At 31.4% G+C, this 19,304-nt stretch carries 16 protein-coding genes and 1 tRNA gene; 14 read left to right on the plus strand and 3 right to left on the minus strand.

Features of this window, described 5'->3' with window-relative positions; translation table 11 throughout:
- Nucleotides 1–93: 93 nt before the first annotated feature.
- The 11 genes from dnaA (at nucleotide 94) to KBI38_03565 (ending at nucleotide 13,343) form a co-directional block, all read left to right on the plus strand.
- On the plus strand, nucleotides 94–1,524 hold the full coding sequence (gene dnaA, locus KBI38_03515) for a chromosomal replication initiator protein DnaA (GenBank protein MBP8629135.1): 1,431 nt from the start codon (nucleotides 94–96) through the stop codon (nucleotides 1,522–1,524).
- A gap of 244 nt (nucleotides 1,525–1,768) precedes the next feature.
- On the plus strand, nucleotides 1,769–2,878 hold the full coding sequence (gene dnaN, locus KBI38_03520) for a DNA polymerase III subunit beta (protein ID MBP8629136.1): 1,110 nt from the start codon (nucleotides 1,769–1,771) through the stop codon (nucleotides 2,876–2,878).
- Nucleotides 2,879–2,887: 9 nt separating this feature from the next.
- Nucleotides 2,888–3,112, plus strand: coding sequence for an RNA-binding S4 domain-containing protein (locus tag KBI38_03525; protein ID MBP8629137.1), 225 nt, complete (start codon nucleotides 2,888–2,890; stop codon nucleotides 3,110–3,112).
- Nucleotides 3,113–3,114: 2 nt separating this feature from the next.
- Entirely contained in the window at nucleotides 3,115–4,212 is a 1,098-nt protein-coding gene (gene recF, locus KBI38_03530) for a DNA replication/repair protein RecF (protein ID MBP8629138.1), read from the plus strand.
- Between the two features lie 4 nt (nucleotides 4,213–4,216).
- Nucleotides 4,217–5,062 carry a DUF721 domain-containing protein gene (locus KBI38_03535; protein MBP8629139.1) on the plus strand — a complete coding sequence of 282 codons (846 nt, stop codon included), beginning with the start codon at nucleotides 4,217–4,219 and terminating at the stop codon, nucleotides 5,060–5,062.
- Nucleotides 5,062–5,304, plus strand: a complete 243-nt coding sequence (locus tag KBI38_03540) for a DUF370 domain-containing protein (protein MBP8629140.1) — start codon at nucleotides 5,062–5,064, stop codon at nucleotides 5,302–5,304. Before KBI38_03535 ends, KBI38_03540 begins: the two co-directional genes overlap by 1 nt.
- A gap of 47 nt (nucleotides 5,305–5,351) precedes the next feature.
- On the plus strand, nucleotides 5,352–7,268 hold the full coding sequence (gene gyrB / locus KBI38_03545) for a DNA topoisomerase (ATP-hydrolyzing) subunit B (protein ID MBP8629141.1): 1,917 nt from the start codon (nucleotides 5,352–5,354) through the stop codon (nucleotides 7,266–7,268).
- A 130-nt stretch (nucleotides 7,269–7,398) separates the two neighbouring features.
- Nucleotides 7,399–7,899: a MarR family transcriptional regulator gene (locus tag KBI38_03550; GenBank protein MBP8629142.1), complete on the plus strand. Its 501-nt coding sequence runs from the start codon at nucleotides 7,399–7,401 to the stop codon at nucleotides 7,897–7,899.
- Nucleotides 7,900–8,457: 558 nt separating this feature from the next.
- On the plus strand, nucleotides 8,458–9,318 hold the full coding sequence (htpX, locus tag KBI38_03555) for a zinc metalloprotease HtpX (GenBank protein ID MBP8629143.1): 861 nt from the start codon (nucleotides 8,458–8,460) through the stop codon (nucleotides 9,316–9,318).
- Between the two features lie 83 nt (nucleotides 9,319–9,401).
- On the plus strand, nucleotides 9,402–10,682 hold the full coding sequence (locus KBI38_03560) for an SH3 domain-containing protein (protein MBP8629144.1): 1,281 nt from the start codon (nucleotides 9,402–9,404) through the stop codon (nucleotides 10,680–10,682).
- 3 nt (nucleotides 10,683–10,685) lie between these two features.
- Complete coding sequence (locus KBI38_03565) at nucleotides 10,686–13,343, plus strand: calcium-translocating P-type ATPase, PMCA-type (GenBank protein MBP8629145.1); 2,658 nt, start codon at nucleotides 10,686–10,688, stop codon at nucleotides 13,341–13,343.
- A gap of 28 nt (nucleotides 13,344–13,371) precedes the next feature.
- Here the strand turns inward: KBI38_03565 and KBI38_03570 are convergent, their stop codons facing one another.
- The 3 genes from KBI38_03570 to KBI38_03580 all read right to left on the minus strand — a co-directional run bounded on the left by KBI38_03570 (nucleotide 13,372) and on the right by KBI38_03580 (nucleotide 16,423).
- Nucleotides 13,372–15,468, minus strand: coding sequence for an AMP-binding protein (locus KBI38_03570; protein ID MBP8629146.1), 2,097 nt, complete (start codon nucleotides 15,466–15,468; stop codon nucleotides 13,372–13,374).
- Nucleotides 15,469–15,540: 72 nt separating this feature from the next.
- On the minus strand, nucleotides 15,541–16,083 hold the full coding sequence (locus KBI38_03575) for a hypothetical protein (protein MBP8629147.1): 543 nt from the start codon (nucleotides 16,081–16,083) through the stop codon (nucleotides 15,541–15,543).
- A 263-nt stretch (nucleotides 16,084–16,346) separates the two neighbouring features.
- A tRNA-Pro gene (locus KBI38_03580) sits at nucleotides 16,347–16,423 on the minus strand.
- A gap of 212 nt (nucleotides 16,424–16,635) precedes the next feature.
- Here KBI38_03580 and bioD point away from each other — a divergent pair.
- From bioD to KBI38_03595, 3 genes are all read left to right on the plus strand, one after another.
- On the plus strand, nucleotides 16,636–17,358 hold the full coding sequence (gene bioD / locus KBI38_03585; protein MBP8629148.1) for a dethiobiotin synthase: 723 nt from the start codon (nucleotides 16,636–16,638) through the stop codon (nucleotides 17,356–17,358).
- 2 nt (nucleotides 17,359–17,360) lie between these two features.
- Nucleotides 17,361–18,737 (plus strand): adenosylmethionine--8-amino-7-oxononanoate transaminase, encoded by a 1,377-nt coding sequence (bioA, locus tag KBI38_03590; protein ID MBP8629149.1) that lies wholly within the window; start codon nucleotides 17,361–17,363, stop codon nucleotides 18,735–18,737.
- A 92-nt stretch (nucleotides 18,738–18,829) separates the two neighbouring features.
- A complete protein-coding gene (locus KBI38_03595) occupies nucleotides 18,830–19,261 on the plus strand; it encodes a peptidylprolyl isomerase (protein MBP8629150.1) in 432 nt (143 codons plus the stop codon).
- The last annotated feature ends 43 nt before the right edge of the window (nucleotides 19,262–19,304 follow it).

Below are 19,304 nucleotides of genomic sequence, written 5' to 3' on the forward strand. Positions count from 1 at the left end.
AAAGTTATACACACTTGTGGATAGTTTTGTGGATAACTTATTACCATGTTAATAAAATTTGTTTATATTTTCTCTTGATGAAAGGATTTTTTTATGGATACAAAACAATTACAAGCTATTTGGGAGCAGATTTTAGTAGAATTATCCAAAGATATTTCCAAGCTTAGCTGTGATTCTTTTCTAAAGCCAATCGTTCCGTTATCAATTAACGAACAAATTTTAGAATTAGGCACACCAAATCAGTTTGTCAAAGAATTTTTAGAAGATCGCTATGTTAATTCCATTAAGGCGGCTACGGCTAAAGTAACTAATAATAATTTGCAGTTAAAAATAATCAACCTCCAATTAGGCGATACTGTCGAACCTGAATTAGTAAGTACCGTTCCTAGTATTAGTTCTGTTAATACAGCTGAAGAAATAGTATTACCAACCAGTACTGCTGTTACAGCTACCACTGCACCGGAAATAAAACCAACTAATTCAGTGATTTTAGAAGATTCTTTCTCTTTAAACCCTAAATATGTTTTTGAAACCTTTGTTACCGGTAATTCCAATCGGTTTGCCCACGCTGCTGCTCTAGCCGTAGCTGAAGCACCGGCTAAAGTATATAACCCGTTTTTTATGTATGGCGGTGTTGGCTTGGGTAAAACTCATTTAATGCATGCTATTGGCCATAGAATTTTAGAAAAAAATCCTAATTTAAGAGTCTTATACATTTCAAGTGAAAAATTTACTAATGAGCTTATAAATTCTATTCGCGATGGTAATCCTGAAAGTTTTCGTCAAAAATATCGTAATATTGATGTTTTATTAGTCGATGATATTCAGTTTTTATCAAAAAAAGAACATACCCAAGAAGAATTTTTCCACACCTTTAATACTTTACATAATGCTAACAAGCAAATTATTATCTCCAGTGACCGGCCACCTCGCGAAATTCAAACGTTAGAAGATCGTTTAAGATCAAGATTTGAATGGGGCCTAATTACAGATATTCAAGCACCGGATTTAGAAACAAGGATTGCAATTTTACGGAAAAAAGCCTTATTAGAAAATTTAACGGTCCCGAATGATGTGATGTTGTTTATCGCCAGTAGAATCGACAACAATATCAGAGAATTAGAAGGCGCTTTAATCAGAGTAATGGCTTATGCCTCTTTAACTAATCAAGTAGTAACCAATGAACTTGTTTCAGAAGCTCTAAAAGATGTTTTTCCACACGGTAAAACCAAAGAAATAACATTAGAGCTGATTCAAGAAATAGTATCTTCTTATTTTAAAATCAAAATGGAAGATTTATTGGCAAAAAAACGAACCAGAAACTTAGCTTTTCCAAGGCAAATTGCCATGTATTTATCAAGAGAATTAACTGATACTTCTTTACCGCGTATCGGTGAGCTATTTGGTGGTAGAGATCATACTACGGTAATTCATGCCCACGATAAAATTGCTCGCGAACGTAATGAAGATAATAAATTAAATAATACAATTAAAGAACTTATTAAGAGAATAGAAAGTATGTAGTGTATAACTCTGTGTATAACTGTGTTATTGTGCTGTATATTAACTGTGTATAAATTTTATTGTGAATTTACCTGTAGATATGTGGATAAGTGTGATATGTTTTATTGACAACTTATTCACATATCTTATTTATACGCCCATTAAGATTTTCAGACTTATACACATATCTACAAGCCCTACTACTAATACGACTATAAATATATATATTATTAATCAGTATTAATATTTAAGAGAGGTGCCCTAAATGAAATTTTCTTGCTCAAAAGATCAATTGGTTCACGCTGTTCAAGTAGTACAAAAAGCAGTATCAAATAAACCACAAATGCCGATATTATCAGGAATTTATATTAATGCACAACCTGATTGTATTGAAATTCAAGCCACTGATTATGAAATCGGTATTAGTTGTAAAATCGAAGGTTTAGTTACTGAACCAGGTGCTATAGTCTTATCCGGTCGTTATTTTCAAGAAGTTGTTAAGAGATTGCCTGGGGATAATATTGAAATTTATACTAATAAAGAAGATAATACCGTTAAATTAATTTCATTATCAGCACAATTTAATTTATTAAGTTTACCGGCTGATGAGTTTCCGGTACTATATCCGTTAATTGGTGAAACTAATTTTACAATTCGTGATAATATTTTGCGTGATTTAATTAAAAAGACTGTTTTTGCAGCATCAAATGATGAAGCTCGTCCTGTTTTTACCGGAGCTTTGCTGGAAGTTGTTGATAGTGAAGTATTAATGGTAGCAACTAACACTCACCGCTTAGCCTTAAAAAAAGAAAATTTAGATAATATTACTAATAATATTAAGGTTATTATTCCTTCTAAAATATTAAATGAATTGGCTCGTATTATGGTTTCTGAAATACCTAGTCCGATAAAAATAACTTGTCATCATAATCAAATCAGTTTTTCTTTTGATAATATTTATATTATTTCGCGAATTATTGAAGGACAATTTCCTGATTATCAGAGAGTAATACCGCCAAATTTCGCGACAACAGTAGCAATAAAAACAGCTGATTTTTCATCAGCTGTGGAACGTGTTTCTTTAATTTCTCGAGATGGTGATTATAATGTTGTAAAATTAGCGTTTAGAAATAATGAGATATTGATAACCTCCAACAATCCAGAAGTTGGTAAAGCGGAGGAGGCGATTGCTGCCAATATCGAAGGAAATGAATTAGAAATAGCCTTTAATGCAAAATATATTGTTGATATTCTAAAAAATATTGATGATGAGAAAATTTTCTTTACTTTAAATACTCCACTTAGTCCGGCGAGTATAAAGCCGGAAAATGATGAAAATTATAATTATATTATTACGCCGGTTAGATCAAATTAAGGGGATATTATGGAAAAAATATTAATTAAAACAGAAACTATAAATTTAGATCAATTATTAAAATGGGCTAGTATTGTTGATTCTGGTGGCATTGTAAAATTTATGATTGAAGATCAATTAATCAAAGTCAATGGTGAAGTGGTCACGCAACGACGAAAAAAAATATATCCTGGTGATATTATTGAAATTATAGATAGTGGGCAGTGGGAAGTTCAAAGAGAATTTGGGGAGTAATGATGAAAGTCAAAACACTAAGTCTTATTAATTATCGTAATTATGAAGATTTAAAAATTGATTTTATAAATAATATTAATATTTTTATTGGTCAAAATGCTCAAGGGAAAACTAATATTGTAGAAGCCATATATTATGCAGCGATGGGAAAATCCCATCGTAGTAATAATGATCAAGAATTAATAAAATGGCAAAAAAATAATGCCATGATAAAATTGGATTTTACGCGATTGGAAATTGAAAATAATCTCAATTTTCAATTTAAATTAGCACAAAATAAAGAAATAATATATAATAGTCATAATATTAAGCCAAAAGATCTCATTGGCTTACTTAATGTTGTATTATTTTCTCCGGAAGATTTATCATTAATTAAAGGAGCGCCTGCTGGTCGCAGGCGCTTCCTTGATACTGAAATATCACAAGCAAATCCTGCTTATTATAAGCAATTGTTGCAATATAATAGAATTATTTTACAACGAAATAATTTATTAAAAAAAATTAAAGAGAGAAAAGCGGTTAAAGATTTGCTAGATTCTTGGGATGAGCAATTGGTTATTTTAGCGGAAAAAATAACCAAAAAACGAATAGAATCGGTAAAAAAATTAAATATGCTGGCAAATTTAATGCATCGCAAAATTTCTACTAATAAGGAAAATTTAGAAATAAGTTATGATATAAATGGTTGGGATAATGATGAAAATTTAAAATTATTGGATTTTTATTATAAGAAGATCTCTGAAAATAGAGAGCTTGATATTATTAGAGGTTCAACCTCAATCGGTCCGCAACGCGATGATATTATTTTAAAAGTTAATAATGTTAATTTAAGAACTTTTGGCTCACAAGGGCAGCAACGAACCGGAGTTTTAGCTTTAAAATTGGCTGAACTTGAATTTATAAAATCGGAAACCGGTGAATATCCTATTTTATTATTAGATGATGTTATGAGTGAGCTTGATTTTAATAGAAGAGAGCAATTGCTAAGCTTTATTAAAGATAAAATTCAGACCTTTATCACCGCTACTGATAGAAATTATTTTCCGGGAAATATTACTGCCAAAATATTTAAAGTCGAACAAGGAAAAATAATGGGGTGATTGCTTGATAAAAATAAATAAACTTATCTCAACAGCAATTAATGAAAAAGCCTTAAATAAAGATGCTAATTTACAAAAACTCAACAACTATAATGTTCTGTATCATTGGGAAAAAATTGTTGGTAAAGATATAGCATTGCAATCCATTCCTGTTAATATTGAAAATAAGATTTTATTTGTTGCCGTTAATAATTCTGTATGGTGCCAACATTTATCAATGTTAAAGGATGATATTATTTATAAAATTAATAAATTTGCCGGAGTTTTATTGGTAGAAGATTTAAAATTTCGCAATCAATATTATGATAAAAATAAAAGAGCTATTGTAGATAAGAAAGAATATAATTTAGCTAATAATATTGCTCAAATAAAATTAACAAAAGAAGAAAATGATAAAGTTAATGAGTTGACAGCTACCATAACAGATGAAAAATTACGAAAAAATTTAAAAAAATTAATGGTGAAGAATCTTGCTTTTAATAAAATAAAAGTTGATAATAATTGGCATAAATGTTTAAATTGTGATACTCTGTGTTCGAAGCAAGAACAATATTGTACTGTTTGTAAAATTCAGAGGAAAGCAGAGAAAGCCAGTAAAATTAGGAAATTATTAATAGAAGCACCATGGCTGACTTACGCTGAATTAAATAGTTATGAAAATTGTACATCCAAAGAATTTATTAATGAAAAAATTATTTTATTGAATTATTATGCTGATTTAGTAGCCAATAATAAAGATAATAAAATTTATTTACTTACTTTAGTAATGTTATTTAATGGGGCAAAAATGGAAGAAATTAATGATAATTTAATTCAAAAGACTTTAACAAAGTTTAGGAGGAAAAAATAATGTTTCTACATTTAGGCTCAGATGTTAGTGTTGCTTTAAAAGATGTTATTGCAATAAATGATTATTCATATTTAAAAACTATTAATAAAGAATTTTTAAAAAATATGAGAAGTAAGAAATTTATTATTGATATCTCTGAGAATGATCCGAAAAGTTTTGTTATAACCGATAAAAAAATTTACTTATCAGCTATTTCTTCAGTAACCTTGAAAAAAAGAGCCGATAATTTATATAATGATTAATAGATGGAAAATAAAAGAAGTTAATCTCAGTTTATTGGGGGATGAATATGGAAAATAACGATGAATTATTAGTAGACGGTGATTATGGTGCCGGGCAAATTCAGATTTTAGAAGGATTGGAAGCTGTTAGAAAGCGTCCGGGGATGTATATTGGTAGTACTTCATTAAAAGGTTTACATCACTTGGTATATGAAGTTGTTGATAACAGTATTGATGAAGCGTTAGCAGGTTACTGTGATAAAATTAATGTCATTATTCATAAAGACAACAGTATTACAGTGGTTGATAATGGCCGTGGTATTCCGGTTGATATGCATGAAAGTGGTAAACCGGCGATTGAAGTTGTTTTAACGGTATTACATGCTGGCGGTAAATTTGGTGGCGGTGGCTACAAAGTTTCCGGTGGTTTACATGGTGTTGGAGTTTCAGTAGTTAATGCGTTAAGTAGTTATTTAGAAGTTCAAGTAAAAAAAGATAACAAAATTCATCAAATAAAATTTGAACGTGGTAATACCATTCAAGAGTTAAAAGTAATTGGTGATACTCAAGAAAATGGAACGATGGTTACTTTTAGACCTGATGCTGAAATTTTTGAAGATTTAGTATATAGTTTTGATACTTTAAAACATCGCTTAAGAGAATTAGCATTTTTAAATAAGGGTTTAACGATTATTCTAACTGATGAACGCTTTGAAAAAAGTGAAACTTATTATTATGAGGGCGGAATAAAGTCTTTTGTGGAATATTTAAATAAAAGTAAAGAAGTATTACAGCCACAACCGATTTATTTTACCGGTGCTAAAGATGATACTATTGTTGAAATAGCATTGCAGTATAATACTAGCTATACAGAAAATATTTATAGTTTTGTTAATAATATCAATACTGAAGAAGGTGGAACTCATTTAAGCGGGTTAAAAATTGCTTTAACCAGAGCAACTAATGATTTTGCCAGAAAAACTAATATCTTAAAAAGCAATGATGAAAATCTTTCCGGTGAAGATGTTAGAGAAGGTTTAACTTGTGTTATCAGTATTAAAATAAGAGAACCGCAATTTGAAGGACAAACTAAAACTAAACTTGGTAATAGTGAAGTTAGAGGGATTGTTGATTCTGTAGTAAGTGAAGGCTTATCAGAATTTTTTGAAGAAAACCCGGCTATTACAAAAAAAATAATTGAAAAATCTTTAATGGCATCACGAGCAAGAGAAGCTGCACGCAAAGCACGTGAATTAACCAGAAGAAAAAGTGCCTTGGAGATCAGCTCCTTACCTGGTAAATTAGCAGATTGCTCATTGAAAGATGCGATGCAAACTGAAATTTACTTAGTTGAGGGTGATTCTGCCGGTGGTTCAGCAAAACAAGGGCGTGATCGTCGCTTCCAAGCTATTTTGCCATTGCGTGGTAAAATTTTAAATGTTGAAAAAGCGAGATTAGATAAAATTTTAAATAATGAAGAAATCAGAACGATGATTACTGCGTTTGGTAATAGTATTGGTGATGATTTTGACTTAGAAAAAAGTCGTTATGGTAAAATTATTATAATGACTGATGCTGATGTTGATGGTGCTCATATCAGAACATTGCTATTAACCTTCTTTTATCGTTATATGAGACCATTAATTGAAAATGGCAGAATTTATATTGCCCAACCACCACTTTATTTATTGAAAAAAGGCCGAGAGAGTTGGTATTTATATAGTGATGATGAGCTAAGTGAATTACTTGGTAAAATTGGTCGGGAAAATATCAGTTTACAACGCTATAAAGGTTTAGGTGAAATGAATCCGGAACAATTATGGGAAACTACGATGAATCCAGAAGGGCGAACAATTTTACAAGTACAATTAGAAGATGCGATGGAAGCAGATGAAATTTTTTCAATATTAATGGGTGACAAGGTTGAACCTCGTCGTAAATTTATTGAAGATCATGCAAAATTAGTACGTAATTTGGATATTTAATAGTAATAACAATATGAGCTTTAGCAAATGCTAGAGCTCATATTTTCGTAATATTATCGTCTTTTTGGTTAATAACTATGCTATAATAAAATGTATTTAATTTGTGATGCTAGAGGTGTTTATTTAGCTTATGAGTGTTGAATGGATGGAACAAAATCGAGAGTTATTTGAAAAAATAATAAAGTGTGGCAATATATATGCTAATAATCACCATAAAGTTGTTAATCTAGGACTGTATAATGATGTTTCGTTATCACAAATTCAAGTGTTGGAATATGTGTTAGAGGTTGAAAATCAAAAAATGTCTGATATTGCGAAGCGACTGGGAATAACTAAAAGTGCATTATCGCAAATAGCTAAAAAACTAGAAGAAAAAGGTTGGCTGGAAAAATATCGTTGTAACAATAATAAAAAAGAAATTTTTCTTAAAGTAACGCCACAAGGGAAAAATGTTTATATTACTTATTCCAAGGCGATGCATGAATTTTTCTTTAAAGATATTTTTGATATTAGTAAGCAAATTCCTAAAAAATATAGTGATATTTTTATAAAAATGTTTGATATAATGGCAGATAAATTAATTAATAATCTCTATAAAGAAGAAGAAAAAATTTATACTAAAATATTATAAAATTTATTAAGAGAGTAAACTTTAATAATTAAGTTTACTCTCTTTTTTTATAAATTGACAAAAACAAGATTTATTATTACAATATAGTTAACCAAATGAACAATATTGTAAATTATATAAACTATAATTCTAAAGATGTTTAAGTTAGTTGGTTACCATAGATAGTTTTAAAATTGCAGATTGGTATTCAACTGAGAGAAAAAACAGTATTAATGGGTTATTATAGCAATAACATCTTTTGGGGATTAGATGTTAATTATTTTTTTACAAATTTGTTATTTCTTAAATTGTAAATAGCTATTACAAAACTGTTGAATACCAATCTTGAGTTTTAAAAATTAAGAGATAATATTTGACAATATTAAAGGTATATGATAATATTAATGTGAAATTAATATTACTTCAAGGGGAGTAGCTGTACAACAACTGTCGTCAATACGAGCTTAAGCTCCGGCATTGTTGGCAATTTATTGCAAGCAAGACCTTGTCTCAGCATTTGTTGAGGCTAGGTCTTTTTATTTAACTATTTTTAATAACAATGAGAGGGGATTTTATTTTATGAATACTTTTAAAACGACTATATTATTAACTGCTTTAACCTTATTATTAGTAGGGGTTGGCGGTGCGGTAGGTGGTAAAACCGGAGCATCAATTATGCTTATTATTTCCTTAGCAATGAATTTTGGTAGCTATTGGTTTAGTGATAAAATTGTCTTAAGCATGTATAATGCTCAACCGGTGAATGAAAATCAAGCACCGGATTTATATAATATGGTAAAAAAATTGACGCAAAATGCGAAGATGCCAATGCCGAGGGTTTATGTGATTAATACTGAAATGCCGAATGCTTTTGCAACGGGGCGTAATCCGGAAAATGGTGTTGTTGCAGTTACTACCGGGATTATGAAAGCATTAAATTATGACGAATTAGAAGGGGTAGTAGCACATGAGTTAGCTCATATTAAAAATCGTGATACTTTAATTAGTACGATTGTTGCTTCTATTGCCGGTGTTATTTCTTGGATTGGCACGATGGCTCAATGGGCTGCCATTTTGGGAACTGGGCGTAGTGATGAAGAAGATAATGGCGGAGGTATTGCCGGTTTACTATTTACTATCATTGTGGCACCATTAGCGGCAACCTTAATTCAAATGGCAATTTCGCGGTCGCGTGAATTTGAAGCTGATGAAGATGGTGGAACTATTTGTGGTAATCCATTAGCTTTAGCAAGTGCGTTAAAGAAAATAGAGCATTACTCTAAGTATGGGGTAATGCAAGAAGCTACTCCGGCGACAGCCCATATGTTTATTATTAATCCGTTAAGTGGTAGCGGTAGAGCGATAATGAATTTATTCAGTACTCATCCGACAACGGCGAAAAGGGTTGAAAAATTAGAAGCTTTAGCAAGACGGAGATAATATTAATTAAAAACGGTCTGTTTAGAATATCTAAAAAGACCGTTTTTTGTGTAAAAAGATAATTTTTAATAAAGAAGGATGTTATGAAAAAAATATTTTTAATAATAATGTTGTTAATCATTAGTAGTAATAATATTTCACAGGCACAAGGAATAGTACAAGAAACACAACTATTGAGACCAGAAGCTTTTTATGATTATCAAAATGGTAATAATATTATCTTATCTAATCAACAGATTCTAAAGTTAAATCAAAGCATCTCACAACAGCAGTCAGCTTTATGTGATTTAAAAAATTATCAATCTATTATTAATAAAACAGCTTTAAGTAATAAAATAAAATCATCTAGCACTATTTTAAATGAATATGATTATTTAGGTTCAGGGTTAATAACTACGGCGCTGAAAAATGATATTATAGCAGAGTTAAATTTAGAAAAAATTCCGACAGAAATAAAGTATGGTGTTACTGTAAGGCGTACTAATATTAGAACATTACCTAGTGCTCAAGGTTTATATGAAAGTCTGAAGTCTACTAAATTTGATTATTTGCAAGAAACTGTTGTTGATCCCGGTACTGCGGTGGTTATTTTACATACCAGTAAAAATAATCAGTTTTATTATATTCAAACAGCAGATTATAGTGGTTGGGTGGCGACAAAAAATGTCGCAGTTGCTACAAAATCAGATTGGTTAAAATATTTGGAACCGCAAGATTTTATGGTGGTTACTGCTAATAAAAAAATAATAAACTTTAATGGTGAAGTTTTAACTTATCAAATGGGTGCTAAAATTCCATTACTAAAAGAAGAGGGCAGTAATAAAATATTAATGCCTTACAATAAAGATGGCTTAAATAATTATTATTTGAAGCTTAATAATAACGATGGCTTGAGTGAAGGATATTTACCTTATACTACTAATAATATTATCAAACAAAGTTTTAAAATGTTAGGTGATGTTTATGGTTGGGGTGGCTTAGAGAATAGTGTTGATTGTTCCAGTTTTGTACAAAATATTTATAAAACCTTCGGAATAAATTTACCGCGTAATGCTGATCAGCAAGAGCTTAGTTTACAACGACATTATTATAATGCTGTCACGGATAACTTAAAAAATGCTGATATTAATAAATTAACTAAAGGTAGTTTATTATTTATGGATGGTCATGTGATGTTATATTTAGGTAGTATTAACAATGAACCTTATATCATTCATGCACTAGGAAGTTATAGTATTAGGCAAGGTGATGGCACTATGAAAAAAATACCGATACTAAAAGTTGTTGTTAGCGATTTGCAGCTACAACGTTATAGTGGCAAAACTTTCTTAACAGCGTTAACAAGTGGTGCAGAAATAAAATAAAGGATGGTGGTAACAGTGCTTAAAGTAGGTTTAAAAGAAACAGAAGTACTAGATAGTCGTCAAAAATATGGCAGTAATAAACTAACAGAAGTAGAAAGCGAAGGCTTTAAAAAGAAATTAATAAAGAATTTAGGCGATCCAATGATTAAGATATTGTGCTTTGCCTTGTTTATTAATATTATCTTTACCTTAATGGGAGAAACTCCATGGTATGAATCTTTAGGGATAGCTTTTGCCATTGTTATTGCAACATTTGTTTCAACATACTCAGAGTATAGTAATGAGAATGCGTTTAAAAAATTACAAGAAGACGCTTCAAAAATTTATTGTAAAGTTTATCGTGAAGAAGAAGTTAAAGAAATTATTATTGATGATATTGTAGTAAATGATTTATTAATTTTACAATCAGGTGATAAAATTCCGGCGGATGGTATTTTAATAGAAGGTCATATAAAAGTTGATCAAGCTGTATTAAATGGTGAAAGTAAAGAAGCAACGAAATTAGTGCAGCCACCTGATTATCAGACTGAAGATAATCAAATGGATTTTTATAATGAATATAAGGTTTTTCGTGGTACCGTAGTTTGTCAAGGTAATGCCGTAATGAAGGTGACCAGTGTTGGCGATAATACTGCTTATGGACTAATTGCTAAAGAATTACAAAATGATGAAGAACGAGACTCTCCATTAAAGGTTAAATTAACAAAATTAGCGCATGATATTAGCAAGTTGGGATATTATGGTGGTATTTGTATTGCCTTTGCCTTTTTATTGCAAAAAATTATTGTGCATAATAATTTTAATATTCAGCAGATTATCATATATTGTTCTAACTATATGAATTTAATGCATGATATTATTCAATCTATTATTTTAGGTGTTGTTATTATTGTAATGTCTGTACCGGAAGGCTTACCATTAATGATTGCCTTGGTCTCAGCTTTAAATATGAATAAAATGTTGAAAGACAATGTGTTAGTGCGAAAGATTTCAGGGATAGAAACTGCCGGTAGTTTAAATATTCTATTTAGTGATAAAACCGGTACTATTACCAAAGGACAATTAGAAGTTGTAAACTTTATTGATGGTAGTGGTCAGTCCTGTAGAAAGTTTGAAGAAATTGAAGGAAAATTAGCTGACTATGTTTCTTTAAGTTTATTACATAATACTACGGCCGTTATTAGTCAAGATAATGGCGAAAAGAAAGTGCTAGGTGGTAATGGGACAGAAAAAGCAGCGTTAGAATTTGTTTGTGGCGATAGTTGCAGAGTTTTTAATGTAGAAAAAGTTGATAATATTCCATTTGATAGTGCAATTAAATATTCGGCGACTGAAGTAAAAGGGGAATATAATTATACTTTAATAAAAGGTGCACCGGAAAAAATCATAGAAAAATGTCAATATTTCTATGATAAAAATGGTGTAGCACAAGATTTTACCGATAAAAATATTATTGAAGATAAAATTAGTGAATTAGCACAAAAGGCGATTAGAGTTTTAGCAATAGCGGTTTCAAAAGATAGTATTGTTGATGATCAATTACCGCCTAATAATGATTGGATTTTTATTGGGTTATTAGGTATTCGTGACGATGTGAGAGAAGAATCAATTCAAGCGATTAAAGAAGTACATGCTGCTGGCGTGCAGGTAGTGATGATTACTGGTGATAGACAAGATACGGCTTTAGCAATAGCAAAGGAAGCTGGAATTTTAACTTCACAGCAAGATATTGTCATAACTTCGGCAGAATTAGCACTGTTGTCAGATCAAGAGATTAGTACTAAATTGAAAAATATTAAAGTAATTGCAAGAGCTTTGCCAACTGATAAAAGTAGATTAGTAGGAATTGCCCAAAATCTTAACTTAGTGGTAGGTATGACCGGTGATGGAGTTAATGATTCGCCGGCACTAAAAAAAGCTGATGTTGGCTTTGCGATGGGTAGTGGGACTGAAGTTGCTAAAGAAGCTAGTGATATTGTTATTTTAGATGATAATTTTAGTTCTATTGATAAAGCGATTTTATATGGCAGAACGATTTTTAACAGTATTAGAAAATTTATTATCTTCCAATTAACAATTAATATTAGTGCGGTGTTGGTATCTTTTATCGCACCTTTAATGGGGATGGAAAATCCGATTACAATTACACAAATATTATGGATTAATTTAATTATGGATACCTTTGCGGCGTTGGCTTTTGGTGGAGAACCAGCCTTAAGGCGTTATATGAGTGAGAAACCGAAAAGTAGAGAAGAAGATATTGTTAGCCAAAGAATGAAGCAAGCGATTGCGGTTAATGCATTATGGATTGTAGCGCTAAGCTTATTAATTTTATTAACTGCAATTGGTCAATCATTATTTAGGTTTGCTCCTAATTATGAATATTTATTAACGGCTTACTTTACCTTCTTTGTCTTTATTGCTATTTTTAATGCTTTTAATTCAAGAACAGATTCGATAAATATCTTTGATAATATTACGAAAAATCAAGGGTTTATTCAAATGATTATGCTAATGTTATCGATACAAATTGTTATGACTTATTTTGGTGGTCATATTTTAAGATCATATGGTTTAACGTTTGAAGAGTGGTTAGTTATTATATTGCTGGCAGCAACTATTATTCCAATAGATATGCTTAGAAAAAAAATAGCAAAATAAATAAAGGGGCTGTGGACAAAATGATTCCTCATTTTGTCACAGCCCCTTTTAATGTTACATAATCTATTTTACCATTACCGAGTAGAGGTAATTGTTCTAATATTATTATTTCTGCTGGCATAAATAATAAGGTAAAACCTTTGGCTAAAATAAAGGTTCGAAAAGTTTGTTTATCAAATTGTTTATAGGTGGTGTAAATGATGATTTTTTCACCTTTGCGCTTATCAGGTAAATTAATTGCGGCAAAACTGCTATTATTAAAACATTCTTCCGCTAATTTTTCGACCAAATCTAAACTGATCATCTCGCCGGAAATTTTGGCAAATCTCTTTAGGCGAGACTTGATTGAAATAAAACCTTCCTCATCAATATCAACAATATCGCCGGTATCATACCAGTTAGTATGAGGAACAAAGCCTTTATTATGTAATAAATATCCTTCCATAATGTTAGGACCTTTAACTTTTAAGCTACCACCGGCAGCAATACCGGCAATCGGTTCCAGCTTAACATCAATTCCTGGCATAATTTTGCCGACAGTACCTGGTTTATTAAATAATGGTGTATTAACAGCTAAGACCGGAGCGGTTTCGGTTGTACCATAGCCTTCAAAAATCCGTACACCGAATTTTTCGAGCCAAAAGGTTCTGACTTCATCTTTTAGCTTTTCACCACCGGTAACAAAAAAGCGAATGCTGTAAAAATCATACGGATGAGCATTTTTCCCATAGCCCATAGCAAAAGTTGGGGTGGTAATCATAATCGTAGAATTATGACGATAAATTATTTCAGGAATTAACTTGTAATGTAGAGGGCTTGGATATAAAAATACTTCCATACCATCTAACAGTGGTAATAATGTTCCAGCCGTTAGACCAAGCGAGTGAAACATTGGCAAAGCATTAAAAAATTTATCGTTATTATTGTAATCAATAATAGTGGAAATTTGATGGATATTACTTAAAATATTTTTATGTGATAAAACGACACCTTTCGGTAAGCCTTCACTACCGCTGGTAAATAAAATTACTGTACCGGTAAATTTTGTTTTTACTTTTAATAAATACTTTAAAAAAGATATTATTTTATCATTGAAATTTATTTGCTGTTTAATATCTTCTAGATAAATAATATTAAATTGTGTTTGTAATTGTTGTTCTAAGTTCTGAAAGTTTCCTTTTTCAATAAAGGCTCTAGAGGTTACAATTGTTTTAAGTTGTGCTACTTGTGCTGAGTTTAAAACATTATCAATACCAGTGCTGAAATTTAAAATAGCGGGTGTTTTTCCTAAAAAAGATAAGGATAATAAAGTTAAAACATTGGCAATACTATTAGGTAATAAAATACCAACATTAGCATTGTTATGTAATAATGGCTTTAGTTTATTAGCAAATAATAAAGTACCAATTAATAATTTTTTATAACTGACCTCACCATTAATATCAATAATAATTCTTTTGTTAGCACCAAACAGTTTTGCCGAAGTATAAAGTTGGTTAAAGATATTATCAGCAGGCTCATTTAATTGGCGAGCGGTTAATGATAAGTTTTGTAATACTTGTAAAATTTGATTGCTGATTTCTTTTTTTTGCAAACGAAAACTTTTAGCTTTACTAGGATCAAGTTTAAAAGAATCACCGATGTACATACTAACTTGTGGAAAAAAATGAGCTTTAAATTTATCGGTGACACGAGATAGTTTAGAATATTTAAGACCGGTAAAAATAATGGGCACTAAAGTGGCATTGGTTTTTAAAGCAATTAAGCCAATACCATTATAGACTTTCATTAACATACCAGTCCGGCTAATTCGACCCTCAGGAAAGATAACTACCGACTGACCACTTTTAACGAGGTTGATGAGTTTTTTTAAGGAATAGGGACTTAGTGGATCAATCGTTACATGATTGATAAGTTTTAACGGTAATTCTAATTTCTTAGCAATTCTTGTATTAATAACAAAATAAACATCATTTGGTAAATAAGCAAAAACAAAGACCGCATCTAAAAAAGAAGTGTGATTAGGGATAATAATCGAAGGCTCATTTAATAGTATTTGTTGATGATAGGTTAGCTTGGTTTTAAAAAATAATTTTAAAAATAATCGTAACATTAACTTTAGAATATTCATATAAACTCCTATATAAATAAAACCATCAGTACAAAAAAACGCTTTGTTACTAATGGCTCAAAAAATTTAAATTTTTGGTTTCATAAAGCCCATTATGGCCAAAACTTGTTTTGCCGCCAAATCTAGATCGGCAGTGTTTTTTACAATATGATCGGTATTTTCCCATAATGAAAAATCAGCAGCTTTCTCAGCGGAATTTATCTTCAATTGAATAGCATAAGTATCAATATTTTTTTCTAATAAACGCTGCACAATATTAACTGGATCAAGCATAATGTAAATTGATTCAACTTTTTCCCCTAGTAAGCGATATAGTAAATTTAGTCCGGCTTTGTCTATTTGAATTAACGAAATAGGATGTTGTTGAATCGCTTTAATAATATCTAATTTACTAAAGGCACAAACAATGTTTTCATAATGAAAAGTGTGAAAGAAATCAATGTTATTAAATTCTTCTTCTGAAACAATTTTAAATTCTTCTACCGAAAAATCTTCAGTGGTAGCTGTCGTATAACGTTTTATTTCGTGTAAGCCTAATTTCTTTAGTTCAGAAATAATGGCAGTTTTGCCTGAGGCGGTAGGTCCGATAATTGCATAAACTTTACTCATATTGACTACTACTTCCATAATGTATTTATAAAGATAATTATAACATAAAAACCTTATAGTAAAAATATTTGTCAGTAAAAAGACAAACAAAAACGAGGGCCATTCCGATCAGCCCTCGTTTTCGCACCTCTATACCCTTTACCATCATCACCATGGTTTACCAGACCATAGCAATCCCCGTCTTTTATGATACAATATTTAGGATTAAAAATCAATAAAAAAAAGAAAACCCTTCTTATTACAAGAAGAGTTACAGATTTTAATGGTCGGAGCGGCAGGATTCGAACCTGCGACCCCCTGGTCCCAAGCCAGGTGCTCTACCAAACTGAGCCACGCCCCGCTGTCTTATCGACAAAATATATTATATAAATAATATATTGATTTGTCAATATTAAATTAAAGTAAAATGATTTTTTTCTTTAAAAATCATTTTACAGGGCTGAATGTATTTACTAAATAAAAAAGAAGAGGTAGAATAACAATGGTTAACTTGTTTTTAAAGATAGGTTAACTTTTCTTTGTTTTATAATATTGATGTAGAAGGTGAATATTGTGATAGGTTTATTTGTAACAGCGACTGATACTGATATCGGTAAAACCATTATTTCCGGAGCAATTTTAGCAGCGATAAAAAATAGAGGCATTAATATTGGAGCGTTAAAACCATTGGCATCGGGCTGTATTAGCAATAATGATGGAGTTTTAGAAGCCGAGGACGCTACATTTTTAATGAGAGCTTTGGATTTTCCGGAAAGTAAAAGAACTGAAGTTAATATGCTAGCGTTAGAACCGGCATTAACACCAGCGGTAGCGGCGAAAGTAAGTGGGATAACAATAAATATGGCTACAGTTATGGAGCATTGTTATAAGGTTGCTGATAGTTATGAAGCAGTTGTAGTAGAAGGGGTCGGCGGTATAACAGCTCCGTTAATAGATGATTATTTATTAGCGGATATGATTGTTGCAATGAACTTGCCAACGATTTTGGTGGCAACAGCAGGGTTAGGATCAATAAACCAAGTTGTGTTAACGGCTGAATATGCAAAACAACGTAAGATAAATTTAGTGGGAATTATTATTAATAAATATGATGAAAATAAGGCAGGAATATTAGAAGAAAGTAATCTTGAATATATGACAAGACTGACCGGCTTGCCGATTTTAGGAAAGTTTCCAATGTTGAAAAATTTAGAGATAACTTCACCGCAATTAGGAAAAATAGCGGAAGAGTATATCAATATAAATGAGATAATTAAGATGATGGAGCTGAAGTAGTAATGAGAACTATTGATTTAGATAAGAAATATTTATGGCATCCTTTTACGCAAATGAAAGGGTGGCTAGAGAATGAGCAAACGGTGATAACGGCAGCAAAAGGGATTAAATTAATCGATGAAGAAGGCCGAGAATACTATGATGGCGTTTCTTCGCTGTGGGTTAATATTCATGGACATCAACATCCTCATATTGATAAAGCAATTATAGCTCAACTGGGCAAAGTTGCTCACTCTACAGCGTTAGGATTGGCGAATGTGCCCGCCAGTAAATTTGCCGAAAAATTAATTCAGACTATGCCTCAAGGCTTAAATAAAGTGTTTTTTTCCGATGATGGTTCGACGGCAGTAGAGGTTGCGCTAAAAATGGCGTTTCAATATTGGCAGCATAAAAATCAGCCGAAGAAACAAAAATTTATTTCTTTAGCAAATGCTTATCACGGTGATACCGTTGGGACTGTTAGTGTGGGCGGAATTGATTTATTTCATAGAGTTTTTAAACCATTGTTGTTTGAAGCGCAGTATATTCCTGCACCGTCTTGTTATCATTGTAATTTAACTACAACCAAAGAAAATTGTCCCTTAATATGTGCTGATAAATTAGAAGAAGTTTTACAGCAACATCATCAAGAAATTGCCGGGCTGGTGATTGAACCATTAGTACAAGCGGCCGCCGGAATGTTGATGGCAAAACCGGGCTATTTGAAAAAAGTTTCGGCCTTAACTAAAAAATATAACGTTTTATTAATAGTAGATGAAGTGGCAACTGGCTTTGGCAGAACCGGCAAGATGTTTGCTTGTGAGCATGAAGATGTTTCACCTGATTTACTGTGCTTATCGAAAGGGATTACCGGAGGCTATATGCCATTAGCGGCAACTATTACGACGCAAGAAATTTTCAATGAATTTTTAGGTGAAATGGCCGATAAAAAAACTTTTTATCATGGTCACTCTTATACCGCGAATCAACTTGCTTGTGCCGCAGGCTTAGCTAGTTTGGAAGTTTTCGAACAAGAAAATGTTATTGCTAATTTAGAACCAAAGATGTCGTTGATTGCGCAAAAAATTGCTAAAATTAATACCTTAAAACATGTCGGTCAAGCTCGTCAAACCGGTATGATTGTCGGGATTGAAGTTATGGCTGATAAAGAAACTAAAACGCCGTATGAATGGGATCAATGTATGGGCGCGGTAATATGTATGAAGGCTCGTGAATATGGTTTATTTATTAGACCGGTGGGTGATGTTATTGTCTTTATGCCACCACTTATTAGTACGGAAGAAGAATTGAGTGAAATGCTTGATATTATTTACAAAGCGATTGATGAAGTAACCAATTTAGGTCATTTAACAACAGCTGGTGGCAGTGCATATTTTTAAGTTTTATCGACAGAAAAAAATTAATTTGTTATAATATTTTTGGTTTAGCTATTATTTAATGATGGCAAAAGTAAGTAAAGAGGGGTATTTAAATGAAAAAAGCAATTATTGAAATGAAACATGGCAATATAGTTATTGAATTATTTGAAAAAGAAGCACCAATTACTGTCGGAAACTTTGAAAAATTAATTAAAGATGGCTTTTATAATGGTCTGAAATTCCATCGTGTTATTCCTGAATTTGTGGCACAAGGCGGTTGTCCAGATGGTAACGGTACTGGTGGCCCTGGTTATACAATTCCTTGTGAAACGGAAAATAATCCACACATTCATGATCGAGGAGCTTTATCAATGGCACATCGCGGTAAAAATACCGGTGGTAGCCAGTTTTTCATTGTATTAGAAGCACAACCACATTTAGATGGTGTTCATACTGTATTTGGTCAAGTTGTTGAAGGTATTGATTTAATTGATAAAATTCAACAAGGCGATTTAATGCAAAATGTAACAATAGTAGAAGATTAAAACATAAAAATACCGGTTAGCTTTTTAGCTAACCGGTATTTTT

It is taken from the genome of Negativicutes bacterium, from assembly GCA_018052945.1.
Classification (GTDB): Bacteria; Bacillota; Negativicutes; order JAGPMH01; family JAGPMH01; genus JAGPMH01.

Bases quoted from the DNA above. Each gene is read 5' to 3' on its own strand.
- gyrB (MBP8629141.1), top strand. From the start codon at position 5,352: ATGGAAAATAACGATGAATTATTAGTAGACGGTGATTATGGTGCCGGG.
- KBI38_03565 (MBP8629145.1), top strand. From the start codon at position 10,686: ATGGTGGTAACAGTGCTTAAAGTAGGTTTAAAAGAAACAGAAGTACTA.
- KBI38_03525 (MBP8629137.1), top strand. From the start codon at position 2,888: ATGGAAAAAATATTAATTAAAACAGAAACTATAAATTTAGATCAATTA.
- KBI38_03595 (MBP8629150.1), top strand. From the start codon at position 18,830: ATGAAAAAAGCAATTATTGAAATGAAACATGGCAATATAGTTATTGAA.
- dnaN (MBP8629136.1), top strand. From the start codon at position 1,769: ATGAAATTTTCTTGCTCAAAAGATCAATTGGTTCACGCTGTTCAAGTA.
- recF (MBP8629138.1), top strand. From the start codon at position 3,115: ATGAAAGTCAAAACACTAAGTCTTATTAATTATCGTAATTATGAAGAT.
- htpX (MBP8629143.1), top strand. From the start codon at position 8,458: ATGAATACTTTTAAAACGACTATATTATTAACTGCTTTAACCTTATTA.
- bioA (MBP8629149.1), top strand. From the start codon at position 17,361: ATGAGAACTATTGATTTAGATAAGAAATATTTATGGCATCCTTTTACG.
- dnaA (MBP8629135.1), top strand. From the start codon at position 94: ATGGATACAAAACAATTACAAGCTATTTGGGAGCAGATTTTAGTAGAA.
- KBI38_03550 (MBP8629142.1), top strand. From the start codon at position 7,399: ATGAGTGTTGAATGGATGGAACAAAATCGAGAGTTATTTGAAAAAATA.
- KBI38_03540 (MBP8629140.1), top strand. From the start codon at position 5,062: ATGTTTCTACATTTAGGCTCAGATGTTAGTGTTGCTTTAAAAGATGTT.
- KBI38_03575 (MBP8629147.1), bottom strand. From the start codon at position 16,083: ATGAGTAAAGTTTATGCAATTATCGGACCTACCGCCTCAGGCAAAACT.
- KBI38_03560 (MBP8629144.1), top strand. From the start codon at position 9,402: ATGAAAAAAATATTTTTAATAATAATGTTGTTAATCATTAGTAGTAAT.